General features: G+C 73.7%; 12 protein-coding genes. 2 read left to right on the forward strand and 10 right to left on the reverse strand.

Features of this window, described 5'->3' with window-relative positions:
* Positions 1-92 precede the first annotated feature (92 nt).
* The 3 genes from ACIQOV_RS06525 to ACIQOV_RS06535 form a co-directional block, all read right to left on the reverse strand.
* The gene (locus ACIQOV_RS06525) at positions 93-473 is read right to left on the reverse strand and encodes a VOC family protein (RefSeq protein ID WP_380538453.1); all 381 of its coding nucleotides are present in this window, start codon (positions 471-473) and stop codon (positions 93-95) included.
* A gap of 167 nt (positions 474-640) precedes the next feature.
* Positions 641-2,269: an LCP family protein gene (locus ACIQOV_RS06530; protein WP_401045599.1), complete on the reverse strand. Its 1,629-nt coding sequence runs from the start codon at positions 2,267-2,269 to the stop codon at positions 641-643.
* Positions 2,262-2,615 carry a DUF6542 domain-containing protein gene (locus tag ACIQOV_RS06535; protein ID WP_401045600.1) on the reverse strand — a complete coding sequence of 118 codons (354 nt, stop codon included), beginning with the start codon at positions 2,613-2,615 and terminating at the stop codon, positions 2,262-2,264. The genes ACIQOV_RS06530 and ACIQOV_RS06535 overlap by 8 nt, the downstream gene beginning before the upstream one ends.
* A 476-nt stretch (positions 2,616-3,091) precedes the next feature.
* On the opposite strand from ACIQOV_RS06535, the gene ACIQOV_RS06540 reads away from it, so the two are divergent.
* Complete coding sequence (locus ACIQOV_RS06540) at positions 3,092-3,754, forward strand: TetR/AcrR family transcriptional regulator (protein WP_401045603.1); 663 nt, start codon at positions 3,092-3,094, stop codon at positions 3,752-3,754.
* 64 nt (positions 3,755-3,818) lie between these two features.
* Here ACIQOV_RS06540 and ACIQOV_RS06545 read toward each other — a convergent pair whose 3' ends face one another.
* The 6 genes from ACIQOV_RS06545 to ACIQOV_RS06570 form a co-directional block, all read right to left on the reverse strand.
* Entirely contained in the window at positions 3,819-4,526 is a 708-nt protein-coding gene (locus ACIQOV_RS06545) for a hypothetical protein (protein ID WP_401045606.1), read from the reverse strand.
* A gap of 199 nt (positions 4,527-4,725) precedes the next feature.
* Positions 4,726-5,508, reverse strand: a complete 783-nt coding sequence (locus ACIQOV_RS06550; RefSeq protein WP_401045609.1) for a GNAT family N-acetyltransferase — start codon at positions 5,506-5,508, stop codon at positions 4,726-4,728.
* A 60-nt stretch (positions 5,509-5,568) separates the two neighbouring features.
* A complete protein-coding gene (locus ACIQOV_RS06555) occupies positions 5,569-6,135 on the reverse strand; it encodes an RICIN domain-containing protein (RefSeq protein WP_401045613.1) in 567 nt (188 codons plus the stop codon).
* A 44-nt stretch (positions 6,136-6,179) separates the two neighbouring features.
* The gene (locus ACIQOV_RS06560) at positions 6,180-7,034 is read right to left on the reverse strand and encodes a peptidoglycan-binding protein (protein ID WP_401045616.1); all 855 of its coding nucleotides are present in this window, start codon (positions 7,032-7,034) and stop codon (positions 6,180-6,182) included.
* A 42-nt stretch (positions 7,035-7,076) separates the two neighbouring features.
* Positions 7,077-7,979, reverse strand: a complete 903-nt coding sequence (locus ACIQOV_RS06565; protein ID WP_401045619.1) for a CAP domain-containing protein — start codon at positions 7,977-7,979, stop codon at positions 7,077-7,079.
* 133 nt (positions 7,980-8,112) lie between these two features.
* On the reverse strand, positions 8,113-11,043 hold the full coding sequence (locus ACIQOV_RS06570; protein WP_401045622.1) for an AfsR/SARP family transcriptional regulator: 2,931 nt from the start codon (positions 11,041-11,043) through the stop codon (positions 8,113-8,115).
* A 130-nt stretch (positions 11,044-11,173) separates the two neighbouring features.
* On the opposite strand from ACIQOV_RS06570, the gene ACIQOV_RS06575 reads away from it, so the two are divergent.
* Complete coding sequence (locus ACIQOV_RS06575; RefSeq protein WP_401045624.1) at positions 11,174-12,616, forward strand: BTAD domain-containing putative transcriptional regulator; 1,443 nt, start codon at positions 11,174-11,176, stop codon at positions 12,614-12,616.
* On the opposite strand, the gene ACIQOV_RS06580 is transcribed toward ACIQOV_RS06575, so the two are convergent.
* Entirely contained in the window at positions 12,610-13,110 is a 501-nt protein-coding gene (locus tag ACIQOV_RS06580) for a hypothetical protein (protein WP_401045627.1), read from the reverse strand. The genes ACIQOV_RS06575 and ACIQOV_RS06580 overlap by 7 nt on opposite strands.
* Positions 13,111-13,653: the final 543 nt, after the last annotated feature.

The raw sequence follows: 13,653 nt of genomic DNA on the forward strand, positions 1-13,653 counted from the left end.
CCCCCTGTCCCGGCCGGGACAGGGGGCGCCGTCGTCATTTCCTGCGGCTCGTCATTTCCTGCCGCTCGTCGTGGCCTACTGCTCGTCGCTGTCTACTGCTCGGCCCACTCGACCAGCTCGACCACCACGCCGTTCGGGTCGCTGACCTGGAAGAGCTTCTCGCCCCAGGGCTCCTCGCGCAGCGGGAGGGTGATCGTGACGCCCTCGGCGCGCAGCCGCCGTTCCTCGGCGGCGATGTCCTGGACGACGAACGCCAGGATCACGCCGTCCGCGATGCGGTGGCGCTGCTCCTCCGGCAGGACTTCGAGGCCGCGCCGCAGGTAGACGACGTTGACCCCGCCGCCCGGGTGTCCGAGCGAGACGAAGCCGTCGGCCGACATCTCCTCGGTGTAGCCGAAGTGCCGCTGGAGGAAGGCGGCGGAAGTGGTGACGTCCTCGACGGTCAGGGAGACGGCGGTCCTGGTGATCTGCAAGGCGGAGAACCCTTTCGTCGGCGTTCGGGCGTTATCCCGTACGCAGTACACTATACATAGTACGGAGAATTGCGCCAGGGGTTTCCGCGAGGACCCCTCCGGGCCGGAACAGCCGAGGGAGGCTCCCCGGGCGTGGAGCCTCCCTCGGACGGCCGATGCGGAGCGGGTCAGTAGACGCAGGGGATGCCGCCGTCGGCCTGGGCGTCGACGGCGGGGCCCTGCATGGGCAGATTGGCGGCCGGGTCGGCCGGGGCGCCGCCCGCGGAGGTGGTGGGTTCGTCGGCGGCGACGCCGGTGAAGGTGGTGCCGAGGGTGACGACGACGTGGTCGGCGGCGGTGCTCGCGGACTCGGCGGCCGTCACGCCGTAGCGGGCCGCGATCTGCTCGGCGGCCTCCCTGGCGCCCTTGCCGTAGACGACCGTGGTGGTCTTCGGCCGGGTGCCGGCCGACCCGGTGCGGCCCTCCTTGAAGCCCAGGCCCGCCAGGGCCTTGGCCTCGGCGGCGGAGGTCACGCCCGCGGCGGAGGAGGCGTTGAAGACGTCGACCGTGACGGGCCTGGCGGAGGTCGCGGTTGCGGTCGGCGTCGGGGTCGCGGTCGGCTGGGCCGGTGCGGGGGCCGCCCCCGCGGCCGGGTCGGCCGGGGCCGGCGCCGCGGCGGCGTCGGCGTAGCCGAAGAGCTGCTTGACCACCTTCTGGACCTTCGCCGGGGTCACCAGGTTGACGTCCTGGCCGTTCCTGGTGCCGAACCCGTCGAAGGTCAGGGTGTTGAACTCGACGTTGCCGCCGGTGAGGTTGGGGGCCTGCTGGGCGAAGTCGAGCACGTTCCACTCGTTGTCGATCACCAGGTCCTTCTGCATGACGCCCATCAGCTCCTGCATCTTGCCGAGGTCGCCGATGACGCCCTTCTGCTTGAGGTTGTGCACGACCGAGGAGATGAAGGCCTGCTGGCGGTGGGTGCGGGCGAAGTCGCCGGAGTTGCCGTCCGGGCCGTCGAGGTTGTGGCGCTGGCGGACGAAGGAGAGCGCCTGCGAGGCGTTGAGCTTGTTGACGCCCTTGTGGAAGTCGGCACCCGAGCCCTGGCCCTCCATGGCCGGGTCCCTGGTGTCGTGGGTGAGGCAGACCTCGATCGGCTGGAGGGCCTTGGCGATGTCGTAGAAGCCCATCAGGTTGACCTCGGCGATGTGGTCGATGGGCTGGTCGAGGAACTTCTGCACGGTGCGGATGGTGGCCGCGCGGCCGATGTCCCGGCCGGCCTTCTCCAGGTCGGCGCCCTTGAGGCCCTTGGCGCGCAGGCCCGCGTCGGCCTTGTCCTTGGCCGCGCCGTAGGCCTCCTTGATCTTGGCCATGCCCAGCTGGGAGCCGTCGGCGCCGTAGGTCATCACATAGTCGTCGCGGGGTATCGAGACGGCCTGCACCTTGCCGCCGTTCGCCGGGATGTGCAGCAGGATCAGGGAGTTGGTGTTGTAGCCGCCGATGTCGGAGCTGTGGCCGGCGTGCAGTTCGTCCTGGACGAACTCGGGCGGCAGGTCCGTGCCGTCCATGTTCTTGCGGCTGTCCAGGCCGATCAGCAGCAGGTTGACCGAGTTGTCGAGGTGCTTGGGCGCGTCCTTCTTGGTCTCGGCGATGACGCCGGAGGTGGTCATCCCGTCGGTGAGCTGCTTGTACTCGTACCAGACCACCCCGCTGGCGGCGAACACCGCGAACCCCACGGTGCAGGCCACCACCCGGCCCGCGATCAGCACGGGGGAGGAGCGGCGGGCCGCGGCGCGTCCGTCGGTTCCGGCGTTGTCAGCCATGCTGCCTCCTCCTCGCCCGGACCAGCCGGAACGCGATCACGACGACGGCCGCGACCGCGGCCTCGGCCATCACGGGAAAGCCGTGCACCACCCACGTGGCGGCGCCGGTGGCCAGGGCCTTGCCCTGGTACCGGTCGCGGTGGGCGGCCAGCTCGACGGCGGCCGTCACCCCCAGGACGACCAGCGGCGAGGCGGCGAGCACCCACCACCAGCCGTGGCGGCCGCTCAGCGCCGCCGCCAGGCCGGTGCCGAGCACCGCGGCCACCGCGAAGGCCAGGCCCATCCCGGGGCCGGAGAGTTCGTCGACCGCGGCGCCGGCCAGCGGCAGTCCGATCGCGAGTGCCACCGGCAGCGCGGGACCGCCGGGCAGGGGGCGTATGTGTCCGGCGGGTCCGTCCGCCGCCCGTCGGCGCGCCCGCTTGTCGGCCGACCGTCCTCGTTGCCCCGCCACGCCCTCACCCCGGTGTTCCCGTGCTCCGCGCGCCACGGTGGCGCCTGCGCCGCGTGCCGACCGTCCGGTCCGTCCGGTCCGTCCGGTCCCGGGCCGGTCCTCGTCCGGACCGTGGGCCCGTCGTCCGTCGTTCCGGAACTCTGTTCGTGGCGCTGCCAGTTCCGGACGCCGGTTTCCGGCCGGCCGGTTCCCGCCCGGCCGCCCGAGATCGGGGGAGGCGCTTCCGTATCACCTCTACACGGGTGTAGAAGTCGTACGCAGCATAGAGCACACGTGTTCGGCGGCACGTCCGGGTTCGCCGTGACCCGGATAAACTACACCGGGTAGTTTCTGAGCGGCCGGCCGATGCGCCGGCGGAAGAGGAGAGGGCCGTGGCGACGACGGGCGGAGCGGGTCGGCCGGAGAAGCGCAAGGCGATCACGCAGGCCGCGACGGCGGTGTTCGGGCGCGAGGGGTACGTCCGGGCCAGCATGGACGCGATCGCGGCCGAGGCCGGGGTGTCCAAGCGGACGGTCTACAACCACTTCGCCGACAAGGAGACCCTCTTCCTGTCGGTGGCCCTGCAGAACTCGGCGGAACTGACGGAACGCATCCGGGAGTTGATGGCGAAGTACCTCGACCGGGTGGTGGAGCTGCGCCAGGACCTGATCGACTTCGCCGTCCAGCGGGCCCGCGCCGTCCTGTCCGCCGGGGAACACGGGGCGCTCGGCCGGGCGATCCGGGCCGAAGTGGCCAACATCCCGGCGGACGTCCTGGAGGCCTGGCTGGAGGCCGGGCCGATCGCCTCCCAGCGCGACCTCGCGCAGCACTTCGCCGCGCTCGCCGAGCGCGGGCTCCTCACGGTCGAGGACGCCGCGCTGGCCGCCGAGCAGTTCACGCTGCTGACCTTCCACGGCATCGCCGAGCGCTCCTTCTGGGGCGCCCTCCCGGTGGCGGACGAGGACGTCGAGCGGATCGCGGCGGCAGGTGTGGACGCCTTCCTGCGGATCCACGGCGCGTCGTCGGCGGCGTCGTCGCCGACGGCACGGGGCTGACGGCACGGGCTGGGCAGGTCCGGGCGGGGCGGCAGTGCGCCGCCCCGCCCGGACCGTCCGGGCATCACTTCCAGTTGAGGCCCTTGCCGAGGGTGTACGGCTCGCCCCAGTACTCCGCGCCCGCGACTTTGGAGGCCTCCGGGGACATCGCCACCGCACAGGACGTGGCGGACTGGCCGTTGGTGAAGCCCTTGGGCAGCGACTCGCTCTTGCACTTGGGGAAGGAGCCGATGACCATCAGCTCCTGCGCCTCGGTGCCGTCCGCCAGCAGGCCCTTCATGTGGTTGACGCTGGTGTAGGACAGGTCGGTGCTGCCGGCGTTGGTGACCTTGTAGTGGATGTAGTACGGCACCAGCCCCTTGGCCTTGTCGCCCAGGTTGAGCGAGGTGAGGTCGGCCGGGTCGCCCTTCTCGATCGAGGTGACCGCGAGCGCGATGGTGCCCTTGGTGCTGCCCGAGCTGAACGGGATGGTGGCGGCGTCGCCGAGCTTCAGGGTGGTCCCGGCCGCCGGGGCGCTGCCGGCCGGCGCGGGCGCGGCGGCCGTACCGGAGGCGCCGCCGCCCGCCGGGGCGGAGGCCGAACCGGAGGCGGCCGGGGCGGTGGCCGCGGCGGTCGGCGAGGCGGCCTGGGTGGCGGGCGCGCCGGTCGCCGGCGGGGTCGTCGCGGTGTCGGATGACGAGGCGTCGTCGTTGCAGGCGGTCAGGGTGAGCGCGCCGACAGCTGCCAGCGAGGCCAGGGCCAGGGCGTGGCGACTGCTGCGGATGGGCTTCACGTGTGGATCCCCCGTGGTTGCGGACCCCCGGTGCCGGCGGTCCTCCTGAGGGACGTTCATAGCGCAGCGCGAACGATCGGGACCATGGGTTCGGCGCCGCTTTGACACGCTCGTGACGAGTCCCTGGCGCGGCTGTGACAAGGGATATCGACTCGTGATCCGCCGCACCGGCCCCGGGCCGTGCCCTAGTAGTGCTTTGTTAGGTGGTGCCGAGCACCAGCTCGTTGTACGTGGCGACGGTGGTGAAGCCGAGCCGCTCGTACAGTCGGATCGCCGGGGCGTTGTCGGTGCGGACGTTCAGGCCCAGGTGGTCGGTGCTCGCGGCCAGCCGGCGGCAGAGCGCGGTGACGCAGGCCCGGGCGAGGCCGCGGCCGCGGGCGTCGGGGTGGGTGGTGACGTTGCCGAGCACGGCGACCCGCTGGGCGGGCGAGTGGACGTGCACTCCGGCGACGGCCAGCAGCCGGCCGTTCTCGCGGACGCCGACGTAGCCGCCGCCGGCCAGCATCCGGGGGTCGAACCAGGAGTCGGGGTAGGACTCGGCGAGCAGGGCTCGGACGCCGTCGACGTCGGCGAGGCCCAACGGCCGGGTCTCGTGCGTGTCCTCGGCCGGGGGCTCCGCCGTGAGGAGCATCCGCAGCAGCGGCGTCCGGCGTTCGACCGCGTAGTCGGGTGCGAGCGCCCGCTCGGCGCCGTCCGGCAGCCCGGCCGTGAACCGGCGGGGGAGGAAGGGGCGGAGGTCGCGCAGCAGCGCCTCCAGCGGGGGGAGGCCGGCGGGCCGGGCGAAGGCGAGCAGGACGGGGGTGTCGCCGCCGCTGTAGAGCAGTGCGACCGGTCCGTGCCCGGCGTCGGGAGCGGCGGTGTACCAGGTGGTGTTGGGCCAGAGGGTGTCGTCCAGGTCGCCGAGCTCGAAGAGGTGCAGCGCCGGATCGGTGTGGAAGCGGGCGGCGAGCGCGGCGCGGTCGTGCAGGCTGATGAGGGGCACGCGGACGAGGATAGGCCCGGTCCGCTCGACGTCGAGGAGCGGACCGGGCCCGGTGGTTCGTCAGCCCAGCAGCCAGCGCTGGGCCGGGTCACCGGTGTTGCAGGAGGCCACCCCGGTGGCCTGGCCGCCGCCGTTGGAGGTGAGGCACTGCCCGGTGGCCGCGCTGCGGATCAGGTACCAGCCGCGGTCGTTGTCCGTCAGCAGCCACTTCTGGTTGGCCGGCATCCAGTCGCCGGTCGGCCGGTTGAGGCCGTCCAGCCCGCCGGGGGTGTCCCAGAGGTGGACCGCGCCCGAGCCGGTGTCGAGGTCGATGACCTTGCCCTGTCCGTGCGAGATCGCCGTGGTGCCGTCGCAGTACTTCCAGAACGACCAGGTCTGCGCGGGCGACTGGTTGGCCGGATAGATGATGATCGGCTGACCGTTGACCTCGACGTTGTGGTACAGGTCGAGCGCGCCGGCCCCGGAGCCGTTGTTCACGGCCGTCATGCCTCCCACGGACGGCGACAGGTCGCAGGCGCCGGCCTGCGCCGCCTGTGCGGCGGGCGCGCCCGCCACGACCGCCCCCGCGACGGCCGCGACGGTCCCGACCGAGGCGAGGAGCCTGCGGGTACGGGTGATGGTGCTCATCGGGTTTCTCCTTCTGGTGAGGTGGGTGTGCCGTGTGCCCGGCGTCAGCCGCGCGGGACCGCGAGCGCGGCCCACTGCTTGGGGCCGGGGACGCCGTCGGCGTCCGCGCCCGAGTCGCCGAGCTTGTGCTGCCAGTTGCGGAAGGACTCGCGGTCGGCGCCGGACCACTCGGGCCCGGGGCCCTCGGCGTAGGCGGAGCAGCCCTCGGCGACGAGGCGCTCTCCCATCCGGGTGATGACGTCGCTGTTCTGGCCGTCGTGGAAGAAGTCGGCGCCGGGGAAGGGCTCGTAGCCGTCGCCGCCGTCGCCGCCGGCCGCCGGGGCGGTCCCGGACGGGGCGCCGCCGGCGGGGCTGTCGTCGGCGGACGCCTCCTGCCCGAAGTAGAGCGCCCCGGAGCGGTCCTTCCACTGCGGATCGGCGAGGACGACGCCCTCGGCGAAGTCCGGGATGCCGTAGCCGTGGACCCAGTCCGAGTGGCGCTCACGGGTCTTGAGGTAGACGCCGTCGCCCTCGGAGCTTCCCCCGTCGTTGGTGTTGCCCTCGACGGTGGTGATGGTGGAGCTGGTGTAGGCGACGCAGATGCCGGTGTGGCTGCCGCCGCCGGGCCCGAAGAAGACCTGGCCGCCGATGACCGGGTACTCGGTGAAGCGGTCGCGCTCCTTGAACCAGGCGACGCCCTCCGCGCAGGAGGCGCTCACCGGGAAGAGCCCGCCGTTGCCGGACTGCTCGGCGCACCAGGCGACGAAGGTGGCGCACCAGGCCTCGCCCTGGGACCACTCCAGGCCGGCGACGGCGGGGGAGAACTTCTGGATGTTGTTCCAGTGCCCGCCGCTGCGGCCCTCGTGGTAGCCGACCTCGTCTCGGGCGATGCGGATCAGGTCCGCCGCGTTCGAGGACATGGGTATGGACTCCTTGTTGCTGGAAGGGTGCCGGTCGGGGTCTCAGGCCTTGCCGAAGGTCTGCACGTAGCGGCCCCAGTTGCCGCGCTGGCGGGGCGCGTAGCCGATGCCGATGAAGTTGTAGTCGGGGTTGAGGATGTTCACCCGGTGGCCCGGGCTGTTCATCCACATCTGCATCGCCTCCGGCACGCTGTTGCTCGGGGTGACGTTCTCGGCGGAGGCCCGCGAGGAGAAGCCGGCGGCCGCGATGCGGTCCCAGGGGGTGCTGCCGTCGGTGCCGTTGTGCTGGGTGAGGTCGTGCGAGGCCATGTCGTTGGCGTGGCGCTGGGCGGCCGCGCTGAGGCGGTCGTCCAGGCGCACCGGCGGGGCGCCGACCCGGCCGCGCTCGGCGTTGACGGAGTTCAGCATCTCGGTGCGGAAGTCACCGCCACCGGGCTGCGGCTGGGGCTGGGGCTGCGGCTGGGGCTGCTGCTGGCCGCCGCTGCCGGCGCCCCCGGCCGGGACGAGCTGCCAGCGCTGCGCCGGGTTGCCGTCGTCCTGCTTGGCCAGGGTGAGGGGCGAGCCGGGGGCGGCGGCGGTGAGGAAGAGCATGCCGTCGTTGGTGCGGGTGGTGCGGATGCGCACCCAGTCGTTGTCGAGGGGCTCGAAGCACCAGTGCTGGTTGGGCTGGTTGTGCTCGTTGTAGAGCCAGGTCTGGCCGATGGAGTAGTTGAAGTCCATGACCATGGCCTGGCCGCCTGCGTGCCGCCCGGTGGTCAGCAGGGTCTCCAGGAGGAAGCTGCCGTTCTCCTTGGCCCAGAAGGTCCAGCCCTGGGCGGTGGTGCCGTTGGGGCCCCAGGACTGGATGGCGGTGCCGGCGGTGGTCTGGCTGGAGCGGAGGTCGGCGACGGTTCCGTTGGCGGACTTGAGCGTCCAGTTCTGACCGTGCTGGGGGAGCGTGGGCATGGTTGCGCCTCTCGTCTGTGGTGTCGCCCCGGGCCGCAACCGCTGCGGCCCGGGGCCTGACGAGAGAGACGTTCCGGCACCGCGGTAGACGGTCGGTCAACGCGCGTAGTGCACCTTCGCGTTGATGCCGTGTCTACCGCTCCAGCAGCCCCCTGACCTGCTCGGATTCCTCCTTGAGCCCCAGCCGCTCGTACACCTCCAGGGCGTCCGTCAGACAGGCCCGGGCCTGGCGCGGGCGGCCGAGGCCGGTGAGCGCGGTGCCGAGGGTGCGCAGCAGGGCGGCCTCCAGGGCGGCGCTGGTGCGGCGGGCGAGCGGGAGGACGGCCTCGGCGGCGTCGACGGCGAGCAGCCAGCGGCCGGCCTCGGCGTGGATGCGGGCGGCGAGGTCCCCGGACGCGGCGGCGAAGACGGTGACCTGGAGGGCGGCGAACTCCTCGCGGGCGCCGACGGCGTGGGCGAGCGCCGCCTCCGGGTCGCCGCACAGCCGCAGCACCCGGGCGAGGTAGTAGCGGCCGGTCGCGGCGGAGACCGGGCCGGAGTCGCTCATCAGGCGGGCGCAGCGTTCGGCGGCGTCCCGGGCCTCGGCGAGGCGTCCGGTCTGGGCCGCGCTGAAGGCGAACTCGCCGAGCGCGCTGCCCTCGGAGCGTCCGGCGTCCAGGCGGCGGAACAGCCCCGCGGCGCGGCCGGCGTGCTCGGCGGCCTCGGCGTAGCGGCCGTGGACGCGGGCGTTGCCGCCGAGGGTGAGCAGGGCCTTGGCGAGGACCCGCTCGGTGCCGGTGGCGGTGCAGATGTCGACGACCCGGCGGATCTCCTCCGCGGACTCGGCGTAGCGGTTGACGTGCCAGAGCATGGAGCCGCGCACGTACCGGGCGAGGGCGTGCGGGCCGTGGTCGCCGCGGGCCTCGGCTTCACCGGCGAGGCGTTCGGCGAGGTCGGCGATGACGGTGGTCTGGGTGCGTTCGGCGAGCACCGAGCTCATCCGGTCGGCGAGTTCGGCGGCGCGGTCGAGCGGCACGGCCGGGTCGGCGCAGCTCAGGGCGATGACGGCGGCGTGCACCTCGGCCTGCTCGCGCATCCAGCGCACGGCTTGCGCGCCGTCGGCGACCGGTCGGCCGGGGTGGGACACGGCCGCGTCGAGCAGGCTGAGCTCGACCGGGTCGGGCCTGCGGGCGGCCAGGTCGGCGTTGCGGGCGCTGGCGAGGCAGAAGTCGAGCAGCCGGTCGGTGGCGGCGGTGCTCTCGGTGGCACCGTCCTCCTCGGCGAGCCGACCGCGGGCGTAGGCACGGACGAGGTCGTGGAACCCGTAGCGGCCGAAGCGCGGGGAGTGCAGGAGGTTGAGGTCGACGAGGGTTTCGAGCAGCTCTCCGGCCTCGGCCTCGGTGCGGTCGAGCAGGGCGGCGGCGCAGGGCAGCGGGACGTCGGGGGCGTCGGGCAGGGAGAGCAGCCGGAAGGCGCGGGCGAGTTCGGCGTCGAGGCGGCGGTAGGAGAGCGCGAAGCTGGCTTCGACGGTCCGTTCGCCGTCGCTGAGTTCGACCAGCCGGTGCTCGCGGCGAAGCCCTTCGGTGAGCGCGGCCAGGGTGAGCGAGGGGTCGGCGGCGAGCCGGGAGGCGACGATGCGGACGGCGAGCGGCAGCAGCCCGCACGCCCGGACGACCTGCTCGGCGGCCCCGGGCTCGGCGGCGACGCGTTCGGCGCCGACGATCAGGGTGAACAGCTCCAGCGCCTGCTCGGGCGGCAGGGTGTCCAGGCGCAGCTGGTGGGCCCCGGCGAGGCCGGTCAGCCGGTGGCGGCTGGTGACGAGGACCGCGCACCCGGGTGAGCCGGGCAGCAGCGGTTCGACGTGGCCGGTGGTGGCGGCGTTGTCGAGGACGACCAGGACGCGCCGCCCGGACAGGGCCGAGCGGTAGAGCGCGCTGCGTTCGCCGGTGTCCGGCGGGATCTCGCCCGGGTCGACGCCGAGGTCCCGCAGGAAGCCGGCGAGCACCGTGCCGGGGTCGGGCGGGGTGCGGTCGGCGCCGCGCAGGTCGGCGAAGAGCTGTCCGTCGGGGAAGCGGTCGCGGACCCGGCGGGCCACGTGCACGGCGAGGGTGGTCTTGCCGACGCCGCCCATGCCGTCCAGGGCGGAGACCACGACGGCCCGGCCGCCGGCGCCGGCGAGGCGGTCGGCGAGGGTCTCGGCCTCCTCGGTGCGGCCGGTGAAGTCGGGCAGGCCGGACGGGAGCTGGTCGGGCGCCTGCCAGCTGTCGGTTTCGGTGGCGGCCGGTTCGGTCGGGCCGGTGGTGGCGTTCGCGGGCAGCAGGGAGGCGTCCTCGCGCAGGATGCGCAGCTGGAGTCCGGCCGGTCCGTCCTCGCCCGGCGGGAGCCAGGCGCGGGCGTCCTCGTACACGGCGAGCGCCTCGGCCTTGCGCCCGGCCTGGTAGAGGGCGCGCATCAGGACGGCGGTGAGCCGGGGGCGGCCGGGGTGCTCCAGGGCGAGGGCGGCCGTCGCGGCGGTGAGGTCGGTGCGGTCGCCGAGGTCGGCGTCCAGCTCCAGTTCCGTCTCCTTGGCCGAGACCCGCTGTTCGGTCAGGCGGGCGCGGACGGCCTCGGCGTGCGGCCCGGGCAGTCCGGCCAGTGGCTCGCCGACCCACATCCGGTGGGCGCGGCGCAGCACCTCCCGGACCTCCTGCGGCGGCGCGTCCGCGTCGCGCAGCCGTCGGGCCTCGGCCAGCAGGGCGTCCCACTCGGCCGAGTCCAGCTCGGCCCCGGCCGCCCTGAACGCGTAGCCGTCGCCGACCCGGACCAGCGGCATCCGCTCCGGGTCGTCCCCGGCGTACGGCCGGAACGCGGCGCGCAGCCGGGAGACGGCGAGCTGGACGGCCTTGCGCGGGTCGGCCGGTGCGGCCCCGCCCCACACCCCCTCGACCAGCACCGGGACGGCCACCGTCCGCCCGGCCGCGCCCAGCAGCACGGCGAGCACGGCCCGCTGCTGCGGCCTGCCCAGTTCCAGTTCCTGCTCCCCGTACCAGGCCCGCAGCGGTCCCAGCAGTCCGAACCGCAGTCCGGACCCCCCGATGTCACCCATGTCCCGTCCCCGAAAGTCGTTCTGCGCCGGGATCCCGCCAGTTCCGGCCGGACGGCGGGGCCCCCATACCCCGGCGGCCTATTCTCTGTCACAGATTGTGTACCGGATCGACGTCTTCGAGGGGTGGGCGGTGGGGCTCGATTTCAGCCTGCTGGGTCCGCTGCGGGCCCGGTGCGACGGCCGTGAGCTCGACCTCGGCCGGCCGCAGCAGCGGGCCGTGCTGGCGGCGCTGCTGATCCCGCCGGGGCAGCTGGTGTCCACGGATCGGCTGGTCGAGGACCTGTGGGGGGCGGACGACACCCGCTGGCCGAAGGATCCGGTCGGGCAGATCGGCACGCACATCCACCGCCTGCGGCGTGCCCTGGGCACGCCCGGGCTGCTGGTCGGGACCGCGGGCGGCTACCGGCTGGAGGCGCCGCGTACGGCGGTGGACCTCTTCCGTTACGAGGTCGCGGTGGCCGAGGCCATTGCGCTGCGTCACCAGGATCCCCTGCGGGCGCGCGAGTCGCTGGCGCGGGCACTGGGTTCCTGGGAGGGGCAGCGCGCCCTGGACGGGGTGCCCGGGGCGTTCGCCGAGCGGGTCCGGGAGCGGCTCGCGGCGGGGCGGTTCGCGGCGGTGAAGGCACTGCTCGGCCTGGACCTGGCGCTCGGCCGGCACGCCGAGGCGCTGGATCCGCTGGCCGGGCTGGCGGCGTCGTACCCGCAGGACGAGGAGGTGCACCGGCTGCACCTGCTGGCGCTGCACCGCTGCGGCCGTACGGCGGAGGCGCTGGCGGGGTACGAGGCGTTGCGGGAGCGGTTGGACGGGGAGCTCGGGCTCGAACCCGCCCCGGCGCTGGTCGAGCTGGCGGAGCAGATCCGGCGCGGCGAGACCCCGGTGATGCTGCGGCGGCTGCCGAGGCCGTGTCAGCTGCCGCCGGACATTCCGGACCTGGTCGGGCGGGCGGCGCAGGTGCGGGAGGCGGAGCGGGCGCTGCGGGCGGGCGGCACGCCGGTGTTGGGACTGTCGGGCCCGGCGGGCTGCGGCGCGTCGGCGCTGGCGGTGCATGTCGCCCACGCCGCCCAGGACGCCTTCCCGGACGGGCAGCTGTACGCGAGCGGCGGCGGCTCGGGCGCGGTGCTGGCCGGCTTCCTGCGGGCGTTGGGGGATCGCGCGGACTCCTCGGCCGGCCTCGACGAGCTGTCCGCGCGCTACCGCGCGGCGCTCGCCGGGCGTCGGGTGCTGGTGCTGCTCGACGGGGTGGCCGAGCCGGGGCCGCTGCTGCCGGCGGCGCCCGGCTGCGCCGCGGTGGTGGCGGGCGCGGAGCCGGGCGCGCTGCCCGAGGTCGCCGTGCGGCTGGCGGTGGGACCGCTGGAGCCGCACGACGCCTATGAGCTGCTGGCCCGGATCGTCGGCGCGGAGCGGGTCCGGCGGGAGCCGGAGGCGGTGGCCGAGGTGGCCGCGCTCTGCGGCCACCTGCCGGTGCTGCTGCGGACGGCGGCGGAGCGGCTGGCCGCCCGGCCGCGGTGGACGGTGGCCGACCTGGTCAGCTGGCTCGGGCTCCGGGGGGACGGGCCGGGGAGGACTCAGTAGAGGTCGGAGGAGAAGAAGACCGAGCCCGGGCCGGAGAAGGGGCCGCGGTCGGAGGAGTGGGCGAGACGGGGGATGATGCCGCCGCCCCAGTAGACGCCGGAGGTGCCGCCGGAGGTGACGGTCAGCTTGGCGTGCGGGTGGCCGGCGGTGCCGGACGACCAGCAGGCGTAGCCGTTGGCGGCGTAGACGACGAAGTTGCCGTCGACCTGCATGACGGCCTTGTAGCCGCAGCCGACGGTGTTGCTGGCCATCTTGACGTCGCTGCCGAACTGGTAGACGACGAAGTTGCCGTCGGGCTGCATGATCATCCTGGTGGAGCCGGACTCGATGTACCAGCCCGGGTAGAGCGGCTCGTCGTCCCAGATCGAGACGTGGTCGCCGGCCCGGTCGATCGCCGCCTCCGCGGTGCCGGTGGAGGCCACGGCCCCGGCCAGCGCGAGCGCGGTGGTGGCGGTGACCAGGGCGATCTGCCGGAGGGCCTTCATCGTCTTCATGTCCCCGTGTACCTCGTGGTTCTCTCGTGCGATCGCGCCGCCAGGTCCTCGGGGCGCGGTGTGGCACGAGCTTGGGGCAGGGCGGTAGACAAACGATGAACGCCGACGTTGGTCGGCGTCCGGGGGTGTGGGGCGGGGAGGAGCCGGGCAGGGGCGTTTGGCTTGGGCCCGGAGTAGGAGTACTGTCTCCTAGTCGCCTGACAGGGAGCACCGGACACGCAGCCGCGCGGACGGTCCCGGGGTGGCCAATCCTCCGAAACACCACTTCCCGGTTCGGGCCGGGTCGCTTCGTCTGTGTGCGTCGTGGCCTGGTGCGTATTCGGCGTGCTCGTTTTATTGGGTTGCGGTCGGATTCGCTTTTCGGAGCGGGGATCGGCTAGAGTTTGAAACGTCGGACGGGGCGTCAAACCCCGGAAGACACCGGCGAGTTGGATGAACGAAGCCCCGGAAACGGAGCGGAAAACATCTGATAAGCTGGAAACACGAAAGAACGAAGCCCGGAGGGTCCGCTGGAAGGCGGTCCGAAGGAAGCGTCCGTTCCTT

It is taken from the genome of Kitasatospora sp. NPDC091257 (assembly GCF_044757675.1).
Taxonomy (GTDB): Bacteria; Actinomycetota; Actinomycetes; order Streptomycetales; family Streptomycetaceae; genus Kitasatospora; species Kitasatospora lactacystinica.

Coding starts and splice junctions, on each gene's coding strand:
- ACIQOV_RS06530 (WP_401045599.1), bottom strand. CDS start 2,269: ATGGCTGACAACGCCGGAACCGACGGACGCGCCGCGGCCCGCCGCTCC.
- ACIQOV_RS06555 (WP_401045613.1), bottom strand. CDS start 6,135: ATGAGCACCATCACCCGTACCCGCAGGCTCCTCGCCTCGGTCGGGACC.
- ACIQOV_RS06560 (WP_401045616.1), bottom strand. CDS start 7,034: ATGTCCTCGAACGCGGCGGACCTGATCCGCATCGCCCGAGACGAGGTC.
- ACIQOV_RS06565 (WP_401045619.1), bottom strand. CDS start 7,979: ATGCCCACGCTCCCCCAGCACGGTCAGAACTGGACGCTCAAGTCCGCC.
- ACIQOV_RS06570 (WP_401045622.1), bottom strand. CDS start 11,043: ATGGGTGACATCGGGGGGTCCGGACTGCGGTTCGGACTGCTGGGACCG.
- ACIQOV_RS06580 (WP_401045627.1), bottom strand. CDS start 13,110: ATGAAGACGATGAAGGCCCTCCGGCAGATCGCCCTGGTCACCGCCACC.